Origin of the sequence: Luteibacter sp. NPDC031894, assembly GCF_050273135.1 — a bacterium.
GTDB lineage: Bacteria > Pseudomonadota > Gammaproteobacteria > Xanthomonadales > Rhodanobacteraceae > Luteibacter.
Map to the genome: position 1 here is coordinate 19,494 of NZ_JBNNMV010000001.1, position 22,008 is coordinate 41,501.

Consider the following 22,008-nt stretch of genomic DNA (forward strand, 5'->3'; position numbering starts at 1 on the left):
TGCGACCAACACCGATAAGCGGCCGGTCACGCCAGGTCAGCGGATTACCGCGTCCTGCATGGTGCAACAGGGTGCCTCGTCGTCAGGCAAGGCGGGAGCAGCAATGCTCCTTCTCTGGTACGACAAGGACGGCAATTCCATCGGCTACAAGTCCGGCAACGAAATCAACAAGGGAAGTGGCGGCGACTGGCAGAAGTCGTCCGTTACCGATGTGGCGCCAGATGGGGCGGCGTTCGTCGCTGTAGGCATCTCGTGTGCGAAGAACAGCGGACATTCCATGTGGGTGGACGCGGTGTCGTGGGACTACAGCTACTTTGTCCCCGCGGCTGGACTGGTCTACAAGGCGGTGCAGCCCGCGCCGGGAAAGAGCGCGGCAACCGAGCCGAACTGGCCGCCGGTCCTAGGACAGCAGGTCATCGACAACGATGTCATCTGGGAAGCTGTATCCGCCTCCCAGATCGTCTGGACTGCGCGTCCCGTGAACAAGAGCGGGGCAGTGGAGCCGATCTGGCCGACCTCTACCGGAGGGACGGTGCACGACGGCACCATCGACTGGGAAGCGACCACGCCGCGCATCACCGACCCGAATTGCCCTCAGACGAAGATCGTTGCCATTGCCGCCAGCAAGGTCTACGCAGGTGACGACGACATCATCCGTTACAGCGCGACCGTGAATCCTCTGGACTGGTCGACCGCTGACGATGCGGGATATCTGCCATACGGACTCCAGACCTACGGGTCTAACCCGGTCATGGCCTTGGGGCTCTATCGCTCCAACCTCACGGCCTTTAACTCCGAAGGCTTCCAGATGTGGCAGGTAGACGAAGATCCCGCGTCTATCGCGCTCTTGGACGCTTTGCCTGTCGGCTCGACTCAGCACCTCGCGCTGTCTCCCGTTGCGAACGACCTGTTCTTCCTGTCCTCCCAGGGGGTCAGAACAATGGGCATTGCGGCTGGTGCGACGAACTTGAAGGCGGGAGACGTCGGCATTCCCATCGACCAACTCGTACAGGAGGCCATCAATGCGGGCATGGTTATTCCTCTGGCGACGTATGTCCCGAGTCTGGGCCAATACTGGCTCGCGTTCTCGAACTACAACCCCGACAACCTCATGCTGCGCCTCACGGGCACCTTGGCGGCCGGCAAGCTTAGTACGCCGTATTCCTCGGGCCTGACGGCGCTTGGCGGGACACCGCCCTACGTGTTGTGGGAAATCACTGAGGGCTTCCTTCCGACCGGACTAACCATCAACTCATCCACCGGACTCATCACCGGGACGCCCACCTAATGACTGACGAAAACATCCTCCGTGCGTCCATTCGAGGGAAGGTAGTCAGTTGGTATCCGCTGGACGGCAATCTCAACGATGTTGCTGGCGGCAACGACCTGGACATCGGCCTTGGCGTGGCGGGCTTCGCTCCCGGGAAGCAGGGGCAGATGCTTCTTAAAAACAGCAGGGCGGCCGGCCTTTTGACAAATCCTTTCCCGTTGACGACGAGCAACGCTCTGTCCATTGGCGGATGGGTCTACTACGACGGGACGCCGTCCGCATTGAATCTGTTTGGAATCTCGTTCGACTTCTCATCGAAAAACACAGCGTTCGCGATGGCAATAACCACAGGGGGTGATGTCCATCCTGGTTCATACCCAAACTCAGATGATGAGCAGTATTTCGTAGAAGCGCCTGCGCTAACCGTTCGCCAGTGCCCGGTAACGGTCAGGGTGACGGACAGCGCAGGGAATAAAGCCACGTCCGAGCAAGTTCTGAGGATTGGTGGCTACGCTCCCACAAACGGATTCTATTTCGTCGTCGCGAGGTTCATTGGAGAAACCATCGATGTCTTCGTCGACGGCTTGCTGGCCGGTACGTCCACACCGCCCATGCCTGATCCGCGGACCGACCTAATCAGCTACTTCCAGATAGGCCAGCAATTTGGTGGCGTGAACACAAACTGCGGCCTTGATGAACTGTTCTTTTGCCAAGCGCCGCTGACCGAGGAAGAGATCCTTTGGCTCTACAACGATGGAAATGGCCGTAGTTACGTCGAACTAGGGGGCTCCTGACATGGACAGCACGGTATTCGTCTACACCATGAGCCAGATAGGAAGCGTCGGCGCGTGGTCACGCTACGTCTTCCCCTTTCCCATCGACGACTTCACGCAGCTTGCTGATGACCTCTACATCCGGTCCGGTGACGACATCCTGAAGGTCGATGCCAATGAGGTAACGGACTACGCGGGCGATCCTCGCGAACAGCCGTTTACCGGGGTAATCCAGTGGCCCTGGCTAGACTTCGGCGCGCCCGGAGTCACGAAGCAGCTTGTCGGCTTTGACATTGTGGGGAGCGGGGAAACGTCTGTCCAAGTGGGATACGACCAGTCGGCCAAAGGGATATTCACAGCTCCCTTTACTGTCCCGGCGGATTCTGTTCCCGGGATGATGATTCCGCTCCCCATCATGGCTCCCAGCATGAGCTTTAAGCTCACGTACGAGGGTGGCGCCAAGTGGCAGTTCAATGCCTTGAACGTAACCCTCAACGATATGAGGCTTGGCGCATGATTTTCCCGACGCGCCCAGGCTCCAACGTCGTTCCCTGCACCCTCCTGCACTTGCTCTATCTGTGCGAGCGAATGCGGGAGGACGAACGCGCTCAGTATGTGGCCCTGAGCGGGGCGCGGGAGTTTGTCCCCGAGGTGGCAGCGGTCGGGTTTTACAACACCCCAGGACTCAAGTTCACCGTCCTCGGTCCTGACCTGTTCCCCGCGGCTGCGGGTGGTGCCGAGGAAATCGGGCCTGGGGTATGGCAGACGTGGATGGTCGGAAGTCCTGACGGCTGGGCCAAGACGTGGCGCTCGTTGACCAAGGCGGCCAGCTGGATGATCGGCGGCCTTCTAGAGCAGGACGGCGTGCGTCGGGTGCAGGCCACCTGTCTTTGCGCACGGTCCGCGGCGTCGAGGTGGTTCGAGCGATCGCTCGGGATGCAGCCCGAGGGCATCTGGCGGAAGTACGGCCGGAACGGTGAAGACGTAGCGATTTTTGCTCGCGTGGTGGAGGGCTGACGATGGGCGGTGGCGGTAATGACGCAGCCAAGGAAGCCAACCGGGCCGAGGCCCAGCGGCAGAAGAACATTGCGCAGTCAACGGCGCAGATCAACACGATATTTAACGACCCGGGGCGCACGGCTCAGTACGACAAGCTGGCCGGCGACACCACCGCGTTCTATAGGACCGACCTCGACAAGCAGCAGGCTGACGCAACCCGCGGCCTGAAGTTCGCGCTCGCCCGGTCCGGCCAAATCGGTGGAAGTGTTCAGGCCGACAAGAACACCCAGCTTGGAGAGGACTACCTTAAGGGCGTAATCAAGGCGAGCCGTCTTGGGCAACAGGCCGGGGCCAATCTCAGGGCGCAGGACGAGACGTCCCGGGCGAACCTTATCGCCATGGCTCAAAACGGCCTTGATGCGACTACGGCGACGCAGAATGCGGCGACGGCACTTCGCAGCAATCTTGAGTCGGGCATGTCCACGGCCACCGCAAATACGTTTGGCGATGCCTTCGGTGACTTCGCCAACATCTATAAGCAAAGCCAGGACGCCGCAGCGCTGCGCTCGGGCCAGAAGTACGCCTACAACACCCTCTACCAACCCGGATTCGGATACGGAGGCAGGCCGTGAACGATTTAGCCGAATTGCCTTCCGCGCCGACGCTGGAACAGATCCATAAGCTGGAAGAATTCCTGCGCACCCAGCCAAAGGACGACTGCGCTACGGGTCACTACTTCGCCGATGGCGTCTATGGTCGCGCGCTGCTCATCCCAGCCGGCACGTGCCTCACGGGGAAGATGCATCGGCAACGCCACCTCAATTTCCTCATGCAAGGGACCATCCGTGTATGGACGGAGCAGGGCATGAAGGACTTGGAGGCGCCGCAGATCATCGTGTCCGAGCCTGGGACAAAGCGGGTGGGCTTTGCCTACACCGACGTGATTTGGGTGACCGTCCACGCCACCGACAAGACCGACCCCGACGAGATCGAGGCGGACGTCATCATTCCTGAGCACTGCGGCGTATTGCCCGGGGAGGCCGCTTGAGTTGGTATGCAGTTGGTGCGCTGGTTATTTCCACCGCGTACAAAGTCCATTCCGATCAGCAGGTAGCCCACCGGCAGGATCAGTCGCTTGCCCAGCAGATACGCACTCAGTCGGCCCACCAGCAGGATGCTGATGCGGCCGTCGCCGACCTCATCAACAAGACGGCGCAGTCGGGCGACCAGGGGCAGCAGAAATCGCTACTTGGCAGCTTCATGCAGCAGATTCAGGACGCCCGCGGGAACGCCACGGGTGGCTTGAATCAGGTGGGTAATGTGTCAGATGCCTACAAGGCATCGGGTGCAGATGCGGCACTTGGTATCGCTGGATACGGGCAGAAGGTCGCTGACCTTACGAGCAGGATCGATGCCCCGACGTTGCAGCGTCAGGACGAGCAGGCCGACCGGTTACGCTTCGGATCGGAACTCGGCGGAATCAGCCGAGACGCGGCGGGCGATGACTTCCTCGCGAAGCTCCGCTTGCAGCGCATCCGTCCCAATCCGTGGGGCAATGCGGCGGCGGATGCGCTTGGTGCCTACGGAAGTGCCAGTCTTTCGGGGCAAATGGCAGGATACGGCTCAGCATCTAGTGGCGGTAGCAAGCCCGGTTGGTGGGACCCAAGTGGCAAATCTGGTTGGGGTGGAATCTGATGGCTAGTAGCGGGTGGGCAAAATTCGGTTCAGCTTTGGGTGGTGACGAGGCAAGCCAGCTAGCCGCCTATGACAAAGGCGCCACGGGCGTCGCGCGCTTGGAGGGGCTGCTCTCGGAAGCAAGGCTAAAGCGCGACAAGGAGACTGGTCTTGCTGGCATTAATTCCGATTCGGTTTCCGCTGCGCTAAGCGACCCCGCTCAAGCTCCCGCGCTTCTCGCGGCCATGTTCCATGGAGACGTGGACCCGCGTCAGCTGAGTGGATACCAGAAGGATAGCCTGGACACCACCATCAAGCAGGATGCGTACGGGCGTGTTCAGAATCACGCGAGCGTCGCCGACGTCAATCCGCTCCTTGCAGTCCTGCAAGGTAAGCCCGTAGAGATATCCAAGGTTCAGGGCGATGTAGCTTTCAACCCCTACGCGACGACCGATCAGAACACGTTCGATCCGACGCAGGTTGGTTTGGCCGAAATCATGAAGCAGGGGGCGCAGGCGGATGCGTCCCGCGCGTCGGCTGCCAACAGTTATGCATCCGCTGCAAAGACCCGTGGTGAAATCGCCGATGCGAACTCGCCGGCAACTGGTGGTGGGAAGGCATCAGACTGGGTTGTGCAAACGGACGCTGCCGGAAACATATGGCGCATCAACAAGAAGACTGGCGCGTCTTCTCAGGTTGTGGCGCCCGGTGGCGCGCCAATCCAGAACAAGCAGGCATTCGCTGCTCAGCAGGCTACGCAGCAGGCTGAGGGTACGGAACAGTCGTTCAACACGGCTCTCGACACCCTTAAGGATCTACAGAGCGCCAAGGGACTGGATGCAGCAGTGGGCTTTTCCAGCCTTCTACCCACTCGTCCTGGCAGCGACGCGGCGGACTTTGAAGCCAAGCTTGATTCCTTCAAGGCGCAGACCTTCCTGCCGATGGTGCAGAACCTCCGCGGTCTTGGCGCCCTGTCCGATGCCGAGGGGTCTAAGTTGTCAGCAGCGGTTGGCTCGCTCAGTACGAAGCAGAGCGAAGATCAGTTCAAGTCGTCGTTGAAGACCATCCGGACCACCCTCATGGCAGCGCAAGAAAGGGCCCGAAAGAATACACAGAGCGTCGGCAATATCGCAGCGGGTAGGCCGGCCTCACAACCAGCCACCACTCCGCAGGCAGCTCCGGTACAAGCGCCGCGCGCTTCGCCGCCAACGCCTCTACGGGCGGTAAACCCTGCGACTGGACACGCCGTTGTTTGGAACGGCACTGCATGGGTGGATGAATAATGGCTGACACCATCCCGCCGCCGCCCGGATATGTGATCCAAGGTGCCACGCCTTCGCTGCCCCCACCTCCACCTGGCTATGTGGTGCAGGCAACGACGCCAGCTTTCGGCGCTGCTGATGTCCCATTGGCTGATGATTACCTGCACCCGGAGGCCATGGCGCCCGAGCGTGTCAGGACACTCGGCGATGCCATAACGGGCGTTACCGGCACACCTGAGGAATGGGAGCGCACTGCCGCATTAGCCGGACGAAGCCTCGTTAAGGGCGTTGCGTCCGTCCCCGACCTCGTACTGGCGCCCGCCGCCGGGCTGGTTAATGCCGGGCTGGACAAGCTAGGAGTTGACCCGAAATACCATCAGGCTACGTTAAACGATGTCATCGATGCCGGCTGGAATGAAGCCGGCCTACCGACTCCTGCTAACGCCCAGGAGCGCTTTGTGGATCGGGTGGAGCAGGGGCTTGGCGGTGTTGCGGGGGGCGCTGGGATTATTGGCCAGGGCCTGTCCGCGACTGGTTCGCCAATCGCCCGGGAGGTTGGCAAGGCGTTCACTGGGAATATGGGCGCTCAGGCCGCAGCAGCGGTAGCCGGCTCAGCTGCCTCTAGCGGACTTCACGAAGGGGGGGCTTCCCCTGCGTGGGAACTTGCTGGCGCAGTAGCTGGCGGTTTAACTCCGGCTGCTGTAGGCGGCGTAGTGCAAGGTTCAAGGGCCGCTACCTCAGCATTGCTTGGTCAGGCGGATACTCAGACTACTGCACTCGCAGAGCGTGCCCGAGAGCTAGGCATTCCGCTCAAGGTGTCGCAGGTAGCGGACTCGCGGTTCGGGAAAACCTTGGACTCGGTTGCCAAAGGCGTTCCCTTCTCTGGCGCTGGTAAATTCAGCGAAGCGCAACAGGCAGCGTTCAACCGCGCGGTGAGCCGGACCATTGGCGAGGATGTAGACAAGATCACACCGGAAGTCTTCGACCGTGCACTGACCAGAGTGGGCGGTGAGTATGACCGGCTAGCCGAAGCCACCAAGGTGCCACTTGGCCCGGACCTTGGGCGGACGATCACCGATATCGCCAACGAGGCGAAAGACTTCCTCGGCCCGCAGGCGCAGAACCTTGTGCTTAATCTCAAGCAGCGCTTAGTGGATCAATCTGTCAACGGTGTATTGCCAGGGCAAGCCTTTCAGAGCATCGACAGCGCGCTGGGCAAGATAGCCGCTGCGGGTGGAGAAAACTCCTACATCATGGGCAAGTTGCAGGAAGCGCTCAGGGATGCAGCAGAGGCTTCCTTGGCGCCCGCTGATGCGCAAGCCTTGGCTGCTGCAAGGCAGCAATACCGTGACCTGAAAACGATTGAGCCTTTGGTTGCTTCGACTGGCGCGTCTGCCGGTAACATCAACCCAGCGGCCTTGCAGGGTCGCGTGACCGCAACAAAAGCAGGCAAGGCGAGTATGGCCCGTGGGAACAGGGGCGACCTTGGCGACCTTGCTTCTGTGGGTCAGCGATTTATCAAGGAACCGCCCAATTCGTTCACCGCAGACCGCCAACAGGCAATGAGCGCGCTAAAGACATTTGGTGGTGCGGTGCTAGGCGGCGGGGCTGGTAGCGCGCTCGGCCCGTACGGCGCTATGGCAGGTGCACTCTTGACTGGTGGAAGTGCTGTTGGCGCGGCTCGCCTGTCGCAGCGTATCAATCAGAGCCAAACCCTGCTCGACGCCATGCTTGGCCGTGGAGTTGCGATTGATCCGTTACGTAGGGGTATCGCTAGTTCGGCAAATCCGTCTTTGGTTGAGCTAATGCAAGGATCGGGAAACTAGCCGCCAAAATCCATCTTTCGGCGCATCTTAACTACCTCAACGTCCACACCTAGCGCTCGCGCTGTGGCTCGATCCTGAAAATACTGAAGAAGCCTAAGCTCAAATGGCATGGGCTTTTTGCTCGCGAAACTTGCCAAGCCGACAACGATAGCCTTCAAGATCATGAAGGCTATGGTCAATGCGACTAACCCGCCCATTATCAGTAGGAAGAGTAGGAAGTTGTCCATATCAGCCCTTCCTCGCCCCTGGATGGTTGAACGAAGCCGGCTCGGCGGGGTTCCAAGCCAAAGCCTCATCAAGCATCTTGTCGAATTTTTCCTGCTCCTTTCGATCAAACTTTATTGAGCCGACCTTTAGGCCGATGTCTGTGACCAAACGTAGAGTTTGCCGCTGAATCCTGGCGGATTCCTCAACATAGGCGTTTAGGCGTGCACGTACCTCAATGAGTTCGAACCGGGCATCTTGGAGCGAGCGCTTCATCTCAATGAACTCGGAGACAGCCGCCCCCAGCATGGTGATTCCCACGAAGATCGCAATGCCAGTTAGGAAGACCATTCCTAAGTCCTATCCGTTATTCCCCATGCTCCAGAGCATACTACCGTGCCTTGAACGTTGCCCGCCATGGCCTACAACGGGGCAATGAATATGAAGCCCTCCAATGCCGCCCTGATCCTGGCAAAAGCCAGTGAGGGATTACGACTCGTCGCCTACCCGGATCCGGCCACGGGTGGCGCCCCTTGGACCATTGGCTATGGCAGTACGACGGGCGTCAAAGAGGGAGACGTGATCACCCTCGATCAGGCCGAGGCGAGGCTAGACCGCGACCTCCTGAACGCCGCCGCAGTGGTTAACCAAAAGGTCCGCGTCCCCTTGTCGCAGAACCAGTTCGATGCCCTTGTGGATTTCGTGTTCAACCTTGGCGCGAAGAACTTTTCTGGCTCGACACTCCTGCGAAAGCTTAATGCTGGCGATTACGAAGGTGCCGCGTCGGAATTCCCCAGGTGGACTCATGCCTCTGGACGGACCATGCCAGGCCTGGTCATTCGCCGCGCCAAGGAGCGCGCCATGTTCGAGGGCAGGGCATGACGGTGGCTACCAAGCGCGTTCTTCTCCAGCATCCAGCCTATCGCTCACTTCGTGAGGCGGCGAAGAACATCCAATGCGCCGCTGACGTGAAGGACGTGCCGGACAAGGCGCTTGAACTGCTTCAGAACGCCAGGGCAAATGTCACAAGTTCCATGGATACCCTCATGGAGCGCGACCCTCTGAAACACCGCTTGGGGATGATCTGCCTGATGCTTCAGGAATCGACGTCCTACAAGGTCGATAAGATCGAAGGCCAGATGATCGAAGTGGTCGATGTGACGGACGACTACATGTTCAGTTGGGCGATTCGTGAACTCCACCAGTTGCCGGTGAAGTTTCGCTCATGAACGTCCTGCCGCGTGGGTCGGTCAGTTCCCTAAGGGGCGGCCTCGCCATCATCGTCGTGACCATGTTCGTCGTCACCCTGACCATGCTTTTTAGCCATGAGGTTCCGGACAAGAGCCGGGAAATGGTGAGCATGTTCGTCGGCGCGCAGATTGGCTACGTCAAGGACATCCTCTCGTACTACTTCCCCAGCCTGAATAGTGCTCGCACGACAACCAAGGCGGCTGAGCAATGACCAAGGTAATGCTTTACCTAGCACTCGTTGCTGCCATCTTCGGCGCGGGCTACTACGTCGCTCACTTGGTAGGTGAGCGCGACCTCGCAGCCGCCACAAGCGCTTGGGATAAGACGCGAGCCGACCTCGCAGATAAGCGGGCCAACGCCGAGGAAGCCCAGCGTCGGGCAGAGCAGGGTCAGGCGGAAGCCATTCTAAAAGCCGCTGAGAACTACGAAAAGGGTAAAGCTGATGCCAAACAAGACGCAGACAATACCGTGGCTGCTATGCGCGCTGGCAATATCCGGCTGCGCGACCAGTGGGCAACCTGCCAAGTCACCACCGCTGCTGCAGTGTCGGCTTCCGCCGGTGGACAGCGCGCTGATGGAGAAGACCGACTACGTGCAGATGGTGTCGGACGAATTCTTCGAGCCGTCGGCCAGTGCCAAGCCCAGCGTGACGCCCTCCAAGAAGCCTTGATAGGCGAAAGGGCGGCGCTCGGACAATGAAGAACGTCAAGGTTCCTCTGTTCGGTAACCCTGGTAAGTCGGCGACGATTGATGCCGAGGCGACCAATGGCGCCACGGTTGGGAAGAACCTGTTCAATTCGGACGGATCGCTAGTCACCGCCGCGCAATTATCGGGCGGAACAGCGGCCCCTAATGCGTCCAGTGATCTGGGCACATCCGATGATCTAGACGAGGGGGGTTACAACCTCTACTTCACCGATAGGCGCGCTCAAGATGCCGTAGGTTCAATCCTGGCAGAGTCGGACGACGTTGAATTCATCTACGTCCCCGGCGTCTCCATCGAGGCCAACTTAAAGCCCACTGGCGTCACCGCTGGCGAGTATGGCGATGGTGCGCAGTTCCTAATCGTCAGCGTTGACGAAGATGGCCGGATAGACGCCATCTCGACGAGGCCGCTCATCGCAGGAAACGGCATCACATTGGATGTCGATCCAGATACAGGCGCCGTGACTATTTCCGTCACCGACTTCAACCTCAACGCCCGAATCACCGAGGATGGCGATAACCGCGTCACCCGAAACGGTGATTTCCGAGCCTCACGATAGGGCCGATCATGGCAAACGTAACCATCAATGACCTCCCGGCGAAAAGCGGTGCACTGGCCGGAACCGAACAGGTCGAAATTGACGACGGATCAAGCAAGTCGGTCACGGTCGGGCAGATCGGGGATCTGGCGAAGCTGGTCCCGGTTCGGCCATATACGACGACATCGGACACCTTCGTGCTTGCCGATGCGGGCGGTGCGGTCCATGGCGCCAATGCTTCGGCCATCACCCAGACGATCCCAACGAACGCGAGCGTGGCCTTTCCCGTGGGCACGACCATCCTCGTTCGGCAGACGGGCGCGGGAGCGATCACGGTCACCCCGGACAGCGGCGTCACCTTGCGTAACGGGCAGGCGACCGCCAAGACCGCAGGCCAGTACAAGGGCTCGATCGCTCTGCACAAGATCGGCACCGACGAGTGGTATCTAGACGGCAGCGTGGCGGCCTCCTGATGATTGGTCCAGCATTCATTGGTGCCGTCAGTGGCGAATCATCGACTACGCCATCCGTATTGTGGACCCCTGCTAACCTTTCGACGGCGGCAAAGATTTGGCTCAAGGAAACGGGTCTTGTTGACGCCGGAGGCGGGGCTATAAGCCAATGGACGGATGAGTCCGGTAGTGGATGGGACTTTACTCAGAGCACCTCGGCGTCCAGGCCCGTCATTGTTCCGAATGCGTTGAACGGCAAGTCCGTGGCGATATTCGACGGCAGTAACGATGTCCTCGTTGGCGTGACGTCGGCCAATGCCCTGTACCGAGCGAAGACCTACGGTTGGGCCATGCACCTGTTCAAGAAGACAGCCTCTGGATCGGCCGTAGATCGGGCTATGTTCGCGGCTCGCTATCCTGGCGTCGGCTGGTATACAACCTATGTTGGATCAAGTCGGGGCTCCACCACGCCGGTTCTGCTTGCACGCCGCTTGAGCGGTGATTCCGCGTCCTTCTTCGACGGAACCTCTCTGTCGGTCGGCTGGCACATGCTGATGGGCGTGGTGAATTGGGGCGCGGGCACTGGACAGCTTTACGTTGATGGCTCGTTGATGGCCAGTGCAAACCCATTCACTTCGACGGGTACAACCTCCAACATAGCCGCCAATGAGATAACCCTTGGCGCGGGATCGAGCACGGGGCTCTATGCCGACGTGAGCATCGGCGAGCATCTGGCAGGAGATGCGACCCTCAGTACCGGGGATATCGACAAACTCTTCGGCTATATGGCTTGGAAATGGGGCCTTCAGTCGCTGCTACCCGTGGGCCATCCCTACAAGTCGGCGCCTCCTACGGTCTGAGATTCCATGGCTCTACCCTCACCCCATGATCATCTGGGAGCGAGTAGGTAGCCGCCTTGACGCCCGGTATGCGAACCAGGGCGGCACCTTCGCGTCCGTGACCTGCGAGGAAGGGCAGTGGTGGGTGACGTGGTGGGTCGGCCCTGTAGGGCGATACAGGGCGCCCTCTGAGGCTAAGGCGGTGGCGTGGGTCGAGAGGTTCGCCAAGCCCCGCCTGTTCGACCTTGGACGGGCTGCGGCAAGTCCAAGTGTCGGGCCGTACAGAACGCGCCAGGAACTGCCCGAGAACACGCCGGAGCAGCAGGCCCGGTTTGACGCCTTCTCGGCCAAGTACGTGCCGCCTAAGAGGCCGAATAGGAAGCGCAGGTAGGTCCGGAAAGTTAGCCTCTCGGGCTAACTCGGCAAAGGTCGATATAGGTGCTTTCGGGCTGACCCCGAACTGACCCCGGCCATCCGATAAGTGCCTGTTTTCACATGTAGGGTAAGGACGACTAGGGCAAGCCTTAGTCATTGATTTTGCCCGTCTTCCCTAACCTTGACATGGTAGGGGTCACAAGTTCGATCCTTGTACCGCCCACCACTCCTCCTTTGGACGAGTGGCACGAAGACCGCAGAAAGGAGCCCTCGGCTCCTTTTTTTGTGCCCGTCTCACCGTAGGCTAAACTCGCCGCTTTCATGACGGAGCGTTGCCGGTGGCCTACCTTCTGACCAAGTCCCTGCACATCGTGTTCGTCATCGCGTGGATGGCGACGGTGTTCTACCTGCCGCGAATCCTCGTGAACATCGCCGAGGCCGGCGACGAGCCCGCGGTGAAAGCCCGGCTCGAGCTCATGGGCCGCCGGCTTTACAAGTTCGGGCACAACATGTTCGGCATCGCCTTCCTGTTCGGTCTCGTACTGTGGCTTTATTTCCACGTCAGCGGCGGTTGGCTGCACGCGAAGCTGGCGCTGGTGGTGCTGATGCTGGCGTATTTCATCTGGAATGGGCGCTTGCTGAAGCGCAGCATGGCCGGAGGTGCCTTGCCCTCGTCGAAGACGCTGCGCATCTTGAACGAACTGCCCGTGCTGGTGCTGATCGCGATCGTCTTCCTCGTCGTGGCGAAGCCGTTCTAAGCTCGCCAGTCGCGTCCTGCGAGACGCGGATCGGCGATGATTCCCATCGGCACCCTCCGCCCTGGAGCCATTCGTTGAGCGACGTGGACGACATCGCGCCGGGCCTCATGGTCCTGCACGGCAACCGACTCGAGGAGTTGCGCGACGTGCTGGTCGGCTGGCTGGCGCGCACACCGCTGCGCCCGCTGGAAGACGAGCGGGTGCTCGTGCAGTCCAACGGCATCGCGCAGTGGTTCCGCATGGCGCTGGCGCGCGGTCGCGACGAAGGGGGGCTGGGCATCGCCGCCGCCGTCGACGTGGAGTTGCCGGGCCGCTTCCTCTGGGATGCTTATCGAGCCGTCCTCGGCCGCGACGCCGTGCCGCCGGAATCGCCGTTCGACAAATCGCGGCTGGTCTGGCGCCTGATGCGCCTGTTGCCCGCCGTGGCGAACGAATCCGGTTTTGAGCCGCTGGCCGCGTTCCTGGGGGACGGCAAGGACGCGCGGAAGCGCCATCAATTGGCCGAGCGCCTGGCCGACCTCTACGACCAGTACCAGGTGTATCGCGCCGACTGGCTCGAGGACTGGGCGGCCGGGCACGACATCGTTCGCGATGCACGCGGCGGCGCACCAGCGCTGGCCGCCGCCGACCGCTGGCAGTCCGATCTGTGGCGACGCCTGCTGGGCGATGTGGGCGGCGAGCAGGCGTACGGGCACCGCGCCGCCGTCCACGAGCGTTTCCTTGCCGCCGTGGCCGCCGCGGGCGAACGCCCGAAGGGGCTTCCGCGGCGGATCGTGGTCTTCGGCATGTCGTCGCTGCCGAGGCAGACGCTCGAGGCCCTGTCCGCCCTCGGTCGCTGGTCGCAGGTGTTGCTCGTGGTGATGAATCCCTGCCGGCATTACTGGGCGGACATCGTCGACGACCGCGAACTGCTCCGCGCGGAGCGGCGGCGCCAGCAGGCGAAGCCGGGCATGCCGGCGTTGCCGTCGGACGAAGACATGCACCTGTATGCGCATCCGCTCCTCGCGGCGTGGGGCAAACAGGGCCGTGATTACATTCGGCTGCTCGACGAATTCGACCATCCGGAAACGTATCGCGAGCGCTTTACCGCCTGGGAGCAGCGCATCGACCTCTTCGCGGAGCCGCGCGAGGACACGTTGCTGGGCCAGGTGCAGGGCGCAATCCTCGACCTGGAACCCCTCCCGACGTCACGCCGCAATCTGGCGCCGGGTGACACGTCCATCGCCTTCCACGTGACGCACGGCCCGCAACGCGAGGTGGAGGTGCTGCACGACCAGTTGCTGGCGCGCTTCGAGGAAGCGTCGCGCAGGGGCGATCCGATCCTTCCGCGCGACGTGATCGTCATGGTGCCCGACATCGAGACGTACGGTCCCCACATCGACGCCGTGTTCGGACGGGTGCCGCGCGACGATGCACGCTTCATTCCCTACAGCATCGCCGATCGCACCGCGCGCGGTACCGCGCCGATGGTGATGGCGCTGGACATGCTGCTGTCGCTTCCGGAGTCGCGCTTCGGCATGGGCGACATGGCCGACCTGCTCGAGGTGCCCGCCGTGCGCGAGCGCTTCGGCCTCGGCGAGGACGACCTGCCGTTGCTCCACCGCTGGATCGAAGGCGCGGGTGTCCGCTGGGGCTTGGACGCGGCACAGCGGTCCTCCCTCGGCTTGCCGGGCCTTGAACAGAACACGTGGATGTTCGGCCTGCGGCGCATGTTGCTCGGTTACGCGGCGGGGCAGGGCGAAGCCTGGGGCGATATCGAACCCTACGGCGAAGTGGGCGGGCTCGACGCGAGCCTGGTCGGCCCGCTGGCCGACCTCCTCGAGGCCCTCGGCAACCATGGGAGGCAACTGGCGGAACCGGCATCGCCCGGCGTCTGGGGCGAGCGCCTGCGCGCGCTGCTGCGCGACCTGTTCGCGCCGCAGGACCCGGACGATCGGATCCTGCATGAGCGCCTGCTCGACGCGCTGGAAACCTGGGAGCGCGCGTGCGCGGAGGCATCGTTCGCGGAAGCCTTGCCGGTGGAAGTCGTCCGCGAGGCGTGGCTTGCGCCGTTTGACGAAGGCGGCCTGTCGAAACGGTTCCTCGCCGGCGCCGTGAGCTTCGGCACGTTGATGCCGATGCGTGCCATCCCCTTCCGCATCGTCTGCCTGCTGGGCATGAACGACGGCGACTACCCGCGCGCGCGCCCACCCATGGACTTCGACCTCATGGCGCGCAGCGGCGCGTGGCGGCCCGGCGACCGCTCGCGTCGCGAGGACGACCGCTACCTGTTCCTCGAGGCGCTGCTCTCCGCTCGCGACGCCTTGCACATCGGCTGGGTCGGGCGCAGTGCGCGCGACAACGCCGCGCTGGCGCCGTCGGTTCTGGTCGGGCAGTTGCGCGATTACCTTGCCGCGGGCTGGGAAGCGGCGGACGGCGGTGAGGCGCTGGATGCCCTGACGGTCGCGCATCCGCTGCAACCCTTCAGTGGCGCTTATTTCCAGGAAGGCGATCTACGCCTCTTTACCTACGCGGGCGAATGGCACGTCGCCCACGAGGCACGCGCCGATCATCGCGACGCGGCGCTCGATCCGTTGCTCGTGGAGCGACCGCTGCCGATCGCGACGTTGCGGCGATTCCTTCGCCATCCCGTCCGTGAATTCTTCAACAGCCGTCTCGGCGTACGCTTCGATGCGGCGGAGGTCGCTAGCGACGACAACGAACCATTCTCGCTCGGTGGTCTCGACCGCTTCGGCATGGTCGACATGCTGCTGCGCGCGGCACTGCGGGGCGAAGGCGATCCCGTTATCGCTATCGAAAACGCGAGTGCGCGGCTGCAACGCAGCGGCGTGTTACCCATGGGCGGATTTGCCGACATGGCCCGGCATGCCTTGGAGGAAGCGGCGCTCGCCGTGCACACGCGTTACGTGGCGGAGCGTGCACGGTGGCCCGCGGAGGCGGGCAAGCGTGAACTCAGCGTGGCGGTCGACGGCCTCGTCGTCGAAGACTGGCTGGCCGGGTTGCGTTCGGATGACGAGGGTCGGCTGGTGTCGCTCCGCGCCTCGCCAACGGCGGTCATCGACAAGGACGGACATCCCGTGGCGCACCGGCTGATCGAACCGTGGGTCGAGCACCTCGTCGCGCAGGCCGCGGGTATCCACGTCGAAACGCGCTATGTCGGTCCCGACGGCACCATCGTCATGCCTCCGTTGAATGGCGAGATCGCGCGGGGCTACCTGCTTCGTGTCGTGCAGATGTGGCGCGAAGGCATGCGCCGCCCGCTGCCCGTCGCCTTGCGCACGGCCCTGGCATGGCTCGGGGAGGATGAATACAAGGCGGAAGCGGCTGCGCGCACGGCATACGGTCCTGCCGCGCCCGGCACACGTGTGCCGGGTGAGGTCGATAACGACGCCTACCTGCGCCGGGCGTTTCCGCAGTTCGCCGCGCTGCTCGGGAACGGGTTCGTGGACTGGTTGCCTGCCTATGCCGATTTCCTCGGCGTCCTGCGCGTGGAGGCGGCATGAGTCCATCGATCGTTCCCCTGCACCCGGTGACGATGCCGCTGGATGGCGTGCGGCTCATCGAGGCGAGTGCGGGCACCGGGAAGACCTGGACTATCGCGGCGCTTTACGTGCGCGCAGTCCTTGGCCACGGTTTGCCCCAGCCGTTGCTCCCGCCGCAGTTGCTCGTGGTCACCTTTACCGAAGCGGCCACGCAAGAATTGCGTGAACGCATCCGCGCCCGCCTCGTCGACGCGTCGCGTGCTTTTCGCGCTTCCGCTTCCGGTGAGCCCTTCCTCGCGGAGCTCGTCGCCGCTTATCCGCCGGAAGCCCATCCCGGCTGCGCGCGACGGCTGGAGCTGGCCGCGCAATGGATGGACGAGGCCGCCATCTTTACCATCCATGGCTGGAGCCAGCGCATGCTCACGCAGCATGCCTTCGGTAGCGGCCATGCGTTTGCGCTCACGCTGGAGCCGGACGAAAGCGAACTGCTCGCCGACTGCGTGCGCGACTACTGGCGCCAGGCGTTCTACCCGCTGGCGCCACGCCAGGCGGAAGCGGTCCTCCAGGAATGGCGGTCGCCCGACGACCTCCTGCGTTCGCTGAAGCCGCTGTTCCACGGCGGCGAAGTGACGCTTCGCGTCGAAGGGCAGGTCCTCGACGCCGTGACGGACCCGCATTCCCTGCTGGCGGCGCGCGAGGCCTGGGAGGTAGGAAACGAGCGCCTGCTCGCGGAGGCGGCCGCGGCGTGGCGTGACGACATCGATCGGATCGAGGCACTGCTCACCGATGCCTCGGTCTCCAAGGTGCTCAACAACAGCCGCTACCGCCCCGACCGCATGCCCGGTTACCTCCTGCCGCTACGCCGCTGGGCGTTCGGCGGGGAAGCGACGGCGGAGGAACTGCAACGCTTCACGGCAACCCGGCTCGCCGAGTGCACCAGCAAGGGAAAGGCGCGTCCTGAGCATCCTGCCTTCGCCGCGCTGGACGCGTGGGAAGCGGGCAACGAAGGCAAGGTCGAGATTCGCCACGCGCTTCTGGTCGACGCCCTGGCTCGCGTGCGAGAACGTTTCGCCCTGCAGAAGCGCAAGCGCGCGCAGATCGGTTTCGACGACTTGTTGCAGCGCCTCGACGCCGCGCTCGGCGGCCCGGCGGGAGACAGTCTGGCGGAGACGATCCGCCGGCAATTCCCGCTCGCGCTGATCGACGAGTTCCAGGACACCGATCCCATCCAGTACCGGATATTCAGCCGTGTCTACGCCAATGCGCCCGAGGTGGGACTGCTGCTGATCGGCGATCCGAAACAGGCCATTTATGCCTTCCGCGGCGCGGACATCCACACCTACCTGTCCGCCCGCGAACAGGCACTCGCACCGCATTACAGCCTGGACACCAACTTCCGTTCCACCCAGGGCATGGTGGAGGCCGTCAATGCGGTGTTCCTGCATGGCGAGCGGCATCCGCATGGCGCCTTCCACTTTCCGCAACGTGGCCTGCCGTTCGTGGCCGTCGGGGCGAAGGGCAGGTCGGAGCGTTTTATGGTCGATCGCCAGGAGCAGCCGGCACTGCGGATCTGGTTGCTCGACGACGAGGTACCCGTCGGCGTGCGCCACTATCGCGAGCAGATGGCGGAGGCCTGCGCCAGCGAGATCGTGCGCTTGCTCGAAGGTGCCACGCGCGGCGACACGGGCTTCATGGACGAGAGTGCGGACGTGGTGCCGCTCAGACCCGCCGACATCGCGGTCCTCGTGCGCAGCCGATCCGAGGCCGCGCAGGTGCGCGCGGCGTTGGCGTCGCGTCGTGTGCGCAGCGTTTTCCTATCTGATCGCGATTCCGTCCTGGAGAGTGTCGAGGCATACGACGTGCTGGCCTGGCTGCGGGCCGTGGCGTCGCCCGCCTCGGACACGGCGATGCGGGCCGCGCTCGCGACACGCACGCTCGACCTGGGATACGCCGAGCTCGAGCGCCTTAATGTCGACGAGGCCCACTGGGAACGGCGCGGGCAGCTGTTCATGGACCTGCGTCACGTGTGGCAGCAGTCGGGCGTGCTCGCGATGTTGCACTCGCTGCTGCACCGCTTCGACCTTCCCGCGCGCCTGCTTGGCCGGACCGGTGGCGAGCGGGCATTGACGAACGTGCTCCACCTTGCCGAACTCCTGCAGCATGCGGCCTCGACGCTCGACGGGGAGCAGGCGCTGATCCGCCACCTGGCGGAGCGCATCGCCGACACCGCCAGTCACCACGGTGACGACCAGCTCGTGCGGCTGGAGAGCGACGACGACGTGGTGAAGGTGGTGACGATCCATAAATCGAAAGGCCTCGAATACCCGGTGGTGTTCCTGCCTTTCGTCTGCGCCAGTGGCGGCACGCATCCGGGGCAGGCGACTTATCGCTACCACGACGGCACCGGCAGCCAGCTGGAATTGGTGAGCAAGTCGAAGGGCGGCGAGGCATCGGAGCGCGCGAAGGAAGCGGCCGACCTGGCCGAGCTGCAGGAAGACCTGCGCCTGCTCTACGTGGCGATGACCCGTGCCCGGCATGCCTGCTATGTCGGCGTGGCGCCGGTCTGCCATAACAACTCGCGCACGCCGCAGGTCCACCGTAGCGCCTTCGGTCACTTGCTCGGCGGTGGAGGCGAGATCGCCAACGGTGCGGTGGCAGGCCTGCTGCGCGAGCTCGCGGACGGCGTGCCGTCGATCCGCGTGGAGTACATGCCGCCGCCGGATGAGCACCATTACGTGCCACCCGAACGCGATGTCGTCCCCCGGCCCGCGCGCGAGCCCGCGATCGCGCGCGCCGAGCCCTGGCGCATCGCCAGCTACAGTGGCCTGCGCTATGCCGACGACCTCGCGGCACCGGAAACGGCCACCGACGATGTCATCGTCGAATACGCCACCGAACCGGCCGCGCCCGCACCGTCGCTTGCCGGCATCCATGCCTTCGCGCGTGGCGCCGAAGCCGGTACCTTCCTGCACGACCTGCTCGAGTGGATCGCGGACGAAGGCTTCGCCACGATCGCCAACGATCGCGAGCGCCTGCGCGACGTCGTGGCCCGTCGCTGCGAGCGGCGGGGCTGGAGTGCCTTCATCGACCTCCTGACCGACTGGCTCCTCGCACTGTTGCGTACGCCGATGGCGCTGCCAGACGGAAAGCGTGTCGCGTTCGCGGAACTGGACGACCCGTCGCGCTATCGTGCGGAACTCGAATTCCTGTTCGAGTCTCGCCGCGTGGACACCCTGGCCCTCGACCGCATCGTGCGGGAGCACACGCTGGGTGGCGAGCCACGGCCCCACCTGGCGGCCGACACCATCAACGGCATGCTCAAGGGCTTCATCGACCTGATCGTCGAGCACGAGGGCCGGTGGTACGTCGTCGACTACAAGTCGAACTGGCTCGGCGAGGACGAACGCGCGTACACGCCTGTGGCCATGCGCCGGTCGATCCTCGACGCGCGCTATGAGTTGCAATACGCGCTGTACCTGCTGGCCTTGCATCGCCAGCTGCGTAGCCGGCTCGGCGGCGCCTACGATTACGACACCCATGTGGGTGGCGCCGTCTATCTCTACCTGCGCGGCATCGACGGACGCGGCCATGGCGTGCACGTGGAGCGCCCGCCGAAGGCGATGATCGTCGCCATGGACAGTTTGTTCGAGGGAGTCGCCGCATGAGCGCCGTCAGCGATGCATGGCTCGACCACGCCCTTGCCGACGGTCGGATCGGCGCCATGGACCGTGCCTTCGCCCGCTTCCTGCGCGAGCTGGATCCGGCGGTCGATCCGCGCGTCCAGGTCGCCGCCGCCCTCCTGAGCCACGAATTGGGCGAGGGGCATATCTGCATGTCCCTGGACACCTTGCGCGACCGCGAGCCGGACGCCGGCGAACCCGCGGACTATCTGCTCTCATCGCGCGTAGTGGCCGATCCCGCCGGCGATCCGTCCGCGCCGCTCGTGCTGGAACACGGGCTTCTCTACATGCGCCGCTTCTGGCGCGATGAATCGCGCGTGGCGCAGGCTATTCGCGACCGGCTGGGCGACCGCGCCATCGGCGCGGACCTCGCCGCCGAGCTTGCTCGGCTGTTCCCGGCGGATGGCCTCCATCCCGACTGGCAGAAGATCGCCTGCGCCATCGCCGCGCGTTCGGGGTTCTCCGTCATCACCGGCGGTCCCGGCACGGGCAAGACCACGACGGTCGTGCGCTTGCTGGGGCTGTTGCAGACGCTCGCGTTGCGCGACGGCGGACGCCGTCTGCGCATCCGCCTGGCCGCGCCCACCGGCAAGGCAGCCGCGCGGCTCAATGCCTCCATCGCCGGGCAGGTCGCGCAGTTGCGGGTCGACCCGGAGGTGAAGCAGGCCATTCCCGCGGAAGTCACGACGCTGCACCGCCTGCTCGGCAGCCGTCCCGACACGCGCGCCTTCCGTCACAACGCGGAGAACCCACTGCATCTCGACGTACTCGTCGTGGACGAGGCCTCGATGATCGATCTCGAGATGATGGCTGCCACGCTCGATGCCTTGCCTCCCGGCGCGCGCCTCGTGTTGCTGGGCGACAAGGACCAGTTGTCTTCCGTGGAGGCGGGAGCAGTGCTCGGCGATCTGTGCGCTCGCGCGGAAGCGGGGCATTACGCCCCGGCGACGAGGGACTGGATCCGGCAGGTCTGCGGCGACGATGTGTCGCCATGGACCGACGATGCCGGCACCGCAAGCGCGGCGCTCGACCAGCGCGTGGTCATGCTGCGGCATAGCCGTCGCTTCGGCAGCGACAGCGGTATCGGCGCACTCGCCGCCGCGATCAACGACGGCGATGCGGGCAGGGCGGCTGCGGCGTTTGCATCCTTCGACGACGTGGCGCTCGGCGCACCGTCGCCCGCCGCCATCGCCGCGTTGGCCATCGACGGCCGCGACGGTGCCCCCGGCTATCGCCACTACCTCGACTGGATCGAGCGCGAGCGCCCCGCGGTCGGAGCGAGCGACGAAGACATCGCCGAATGGGGCCGCGGTGCCCTTCGTGCGCACTCGGCGTTCCAGTTACTTTGCGCCACGAGGCTGGGCGACCATGGCGTGCTCGCGCAGAACGCGCGCATCGCGCAGGGCCTGCTCGATCGCGGACTGATCGAAGCCACGGGAGGCTGGTATGAAGGCCGCCCGGTGATCCTCACACGGAACGATTACGCACTGGGTCTCATGAATGGCGACGTCGGCGTGACGCTATGGGTGCCGGACGAGGAGGGCCGCATGGCCTTGCGTGTGGCATTCGCGGTGATGGACGAGCGAGGCGGCGAACGCATCCGCTTCGTGGTGCCGAGTCGACTGGCCGCGGTGGAAACGGTGTACGCGATGACGGTGCACAAGTCGCAAGGTTCCGAATTCGAGCACACGGCGTTGGCGCTGCCGCCGGAGCCTTCGCCGGTATTGACGCGTGAGCTGGTGTACACGGGCGTGACGCGTGCGCGGCGTTGGTTCACGTTGCTGGCGGTGCCGGGCATCCTCGATTACGCGGTGAAGCGAAAAACTCAGCGAGCCTCGGGCTTGCTGCGCCGGCTGCTCTGAGCCGCACACCGGCCTGCTCCGGTGGGAGCCGACCCTGTCGGCGATCCCACGGCAGCG

General features: G+C 63.6%; 21 protein-coding genes. 20 read left to right on the plus strand and 1 reads right to left on the minus strand.

Annotation, left to right across the window (positions count from 1 at the left end):
• Window positions 1–103 precede the first annotated feature (103 nt).
• From ACQKIE_RS00165 to ACQKIE_RS00205, 9 genes are read left to right on the plus strand one after another with little or no spacing between them, the layout of a single operon-like run.
• Window positions 104–1,288, plus strand: coding sequence for an Ig domain-containing protein (locus ACQKIE_RS00165; RefSeq protein ID WP_427454865.1), 1,185 nt, complete (start codon window positions 104–106; stop codon window positions 1,286–1,288).
• Window positions 1,288–2,064 carry a hypothetical protein gene (locus tag ACQKIE_RS00170; RefSeq protein WP_427454866.1) on the plus strand — a complete coding sequence of 259 codons (777 nt, stop codon included), beginning with the start codon at window positions 1,288–1,290 and terminating at the stop codon, window positions 2,062–2,064. Before ACQKIE_RS00165 ends, ACQKIE_RS00170 begins: the two co-directional genes overlap by 1 nt.
• A gap of 1 nt (window position 2,065) precedes the next feature.
• Window positions 2,066–2,560 (plus strand): hypothetical protein, encoded by a 495-nt coding sequence (locus ACQKIE_RS00175; protein ID WP_427454867.1) that lies wholly within the window; start codon window positions 2,066–2,068, stop codon window positions 2,558–2,560.
• On the plus strand, window positions 2,557–3,060 hold the full coding sequence (locus tag ACQKIE_RS00180; RefSeq protein WP_427454868.1) for a hypothetical protein: 504 nt from the start codon (window positions 2,557–2,559) through the stop codon (window positions 3,058–3,060). The genes ACQKIE_RS00175 and ACQKIE_RS00180 overlap by 4 nt, the downstream gene beginning before the upstream one ends.
• 2 nt (window positions 3,061–3,062) lie before the next feature.
• The gene (locus ACQKIE_RS00185; protein WP_427454869.1) at window positions 3,063–3,674 is read left to right on the plus strand and encodes a hypothetical protein; all 612 of its coding nucleotides are present in this window, start codon (window positions 3,063–3,065) and stop codon (window positions 3,672–3,674) included.
• A complete protein-coding gene (locus ACQKIE_RS00190; RefSeq protein ID WP_427454870.1) occupies window positions 3,671–4,090 on the plus strand; it encodes a hypothetical protein in 420 nt (139 codons plus the stop codon). Before ACQKIE_RS00185 ends, ACQKIE_RS00190 begins: the two co-directional genes overlap by 4 nt.
• The gene (locus ACQKIE_RS00195) at window positions 4,087–4,737 is read left to right on the plus strand and encodes a hypothetical protein (protein WP_427454871.1); all 651 of its coding nucleotides are present in this window, start codon (window positions 4,087–4,089) and stop codon (window positions 4,735–4,737) included. The genes ACQKIE_RS00190 and ACQKIE_RS00195 overlap by 4 nt, the downstream gene beginning before the upstream one ends.
• Window positions 4,737–5,999, plus strand: coding sequence for a hypothetical protein (locus ACQKIE_RS00200; protein WP_427454872.1), 1,263 nt, complete (start codon window positions 4,737–4,739; stop codon window positions 5,997–5,999). The genes ACQKIE_RS00195 and ACQKIE_RS00200 overlap by 1 nt, the downstream gene beginning before the upstream one ends.
• Window positions 5,999–7,804 carry a hypothetical protein gene (locus ACQKIE_RS00205; protein WP_427454873.1) on the plus strand — a complete coding sequence of 602 codons (1,806 nt, stop codon included), beginning with the start codon at window positions 5,999–6,001 and terminating at the stop codon, window positions 7,802–7,804. The genes ACQKIE_RS00200 and ACQKIE_RS00205 overlap by 1 nt, the downstream gene beginning before the upstream one ends.
• A gap of 228 nt (window positions 7,805–8,032) precedes the next feature.
• Here the strand turns inward: ACQKIE_RS00205 and ACQKIE_RS00210 are convergent, their stop codons facing one another.
• The gene (locus ACQKIE_RS00210) at window positions 8,033–8,359 is read right to left on the minus strand and encodes a hypothetical protein (protein WP_427454874.1); all 327 of its coding nucleotides are present in this window, start codon (window positions 8,357–8,359) and stop codon (window positions 8,033–8,035) included.
• A gap of 66 nt (window positions 8,360–8,425) precedes the next feature.
• On the opposite strand from ACQKIE_RS00210, the gene ACQKIE_RS00215 reads away from it, so the two are divergent.
• The 11 genes from ACQKIE_RS00215 (at window position 8,426) to recD (ending at window position 21,951) form a co-directional block, all read left to right on the plus strand.
• Window positions 8,426–8,890 carry a lysozyme gene (locus tag ACQKIE_RS00215; RefSeq protein ID WP_427454875.1) on the plus strand — a complete coding sequence of 155 codons (465 nt, stop codon included), beginning with the start codon at window positions 8,426–8,428 and terminating at the stop codon, window positions 8,888–8,890.
• A complete protein-coding gene (locus ACQKIE_RS00220; RefSeq protein ID WP_427454876.1) occupies window positions 8,887–9,237 on the plus strand; it encodes a hypothetical protein in 351 nt (116 codons plus the stop codon). Before ACQKIE_RS00215 ends, ACQKIE_RS00220 begins: the two co-directional genes overlap by 4 nt.
• Window positions 9,234–9,470 carry a hypothetical protein gene (locus ACQKIE_RS00225; protein ID WP_427454877.1) on the plus strand — a complete coding sequence of 79 codons (237 nt, stop codon included), beginning with the start codon at window positions 9,234–9,236 and terminating at the stop codon, window positions 9,468–9,470. Before ACQKIE_RS00220 ends, ACQKIE_RS00225 begins: the two co-directional genes overlap by 4 nt.
• On the plus strand, window positions 9,467–9,958 hold the full coding sequence (locus ACQKIE_RS00230; RefSeq protein WP_427454878.1) for an endopeptidase: 492 nt from the start codon (window positions 9,467–9,469) through the stop codon (window positions 9,956–9,958). Before ACQKIE_RS00225 ends, ACQKIE_RS00230 begins: the two co-directional genes overlap by 4 nt.
• Window positions 9,955–10,524 (plus strand): hypothetical protein, encoded by a 570-nt coding sequence (locus tag ACQKIE_RS00235; protein WP_427454879.1) that lies wholly within the window; start codon window positions 9,955–9,957, stop codon window positions 10,522–10,524. The genes ACQKIE_RS00230 and ACQKIE_RS00235 overlap by 4 nt, the downstream gene beginning before the upstream one ends.
• A gap of 8 nt (window positions 10,525–10,532) precedes the next feature.
• Window positions 10,533–10,976: a hypothetical protein gene (locus ACQKIE_RS00240; RefSeq protein WP_427454880.1), complete on the plus strand. Its 444-nt coding sequence runs from the start codon at window positions 10,533–10,535 to the stop codon at window positions 10,974–10,976.
• On the plus strand, window positions 10,976–11,815 hold the full coding sequence (locus ACQKIE_RS00245) for a hypothetical protein (RefSeq protein WP_427454881.1): 840 nt from the start codon (window positions 10,976–10,978) through the stop codon (window positions 11,813–11,815). The genes ACQKIE_RS00240 and ACQKIE_RS00245 overlap by 1 nt, the downstream gene beginning before the upstream one ends.
• 692 nt (window positions 11,816–12,507) lie before the next feature.
• Window positions 12,508–12,927, plus strand: coding sequence for a CopD family protein (locus ACQKIE_RS00250; protein ID WP_427454882.1), 420 nt, complete (start codon window positions 12,508–12,510; stop codon window positions 12,925–12,927).
• 83 nt (window positions 12,928–13,010) lie between these two features.
• The gene (recC, locus tag ACQKIE_RS00255) at window positions 13,011–16,430 is read left to right on the plus strand and encodes an exodeoxyribonuclease V subunit gamma (RefSeq protein ID WP_427456746.1); all 3,420 of its coding nucleotides are present in this window, start codon (window positions 13,011–13,013) and stop codon (window positions 16,428–16,430) included.
• A complete protein-coding gene (recB, locus tag ACQKIE_RS00260) occupies window positions 16,427–20,074 on the plus strand; it encodes an exodeoxyribonuclease V subunit beta (protein ID WP_427454883.1) in 3,648 nt (1,215 codons plus the stop codon). The genes recC and recB overlap by 4 nt, the downstream gene beginning before the upstream one ends.
• Entirely contained in the window at window positions 20,071–21,951 is a 1,881-nt protein-coding gene (recD, locus tag ACQKIE_RS00265) for an exodeoxyribonuclease V subunit alpha (protein WP_427454884.1), read from the plus strand. Before recB ends, recD begins: the two co-directional genes overlap by 4 nt.
• Window positions 21,952–22,008 lie beyond the last annotated feature (57 nt).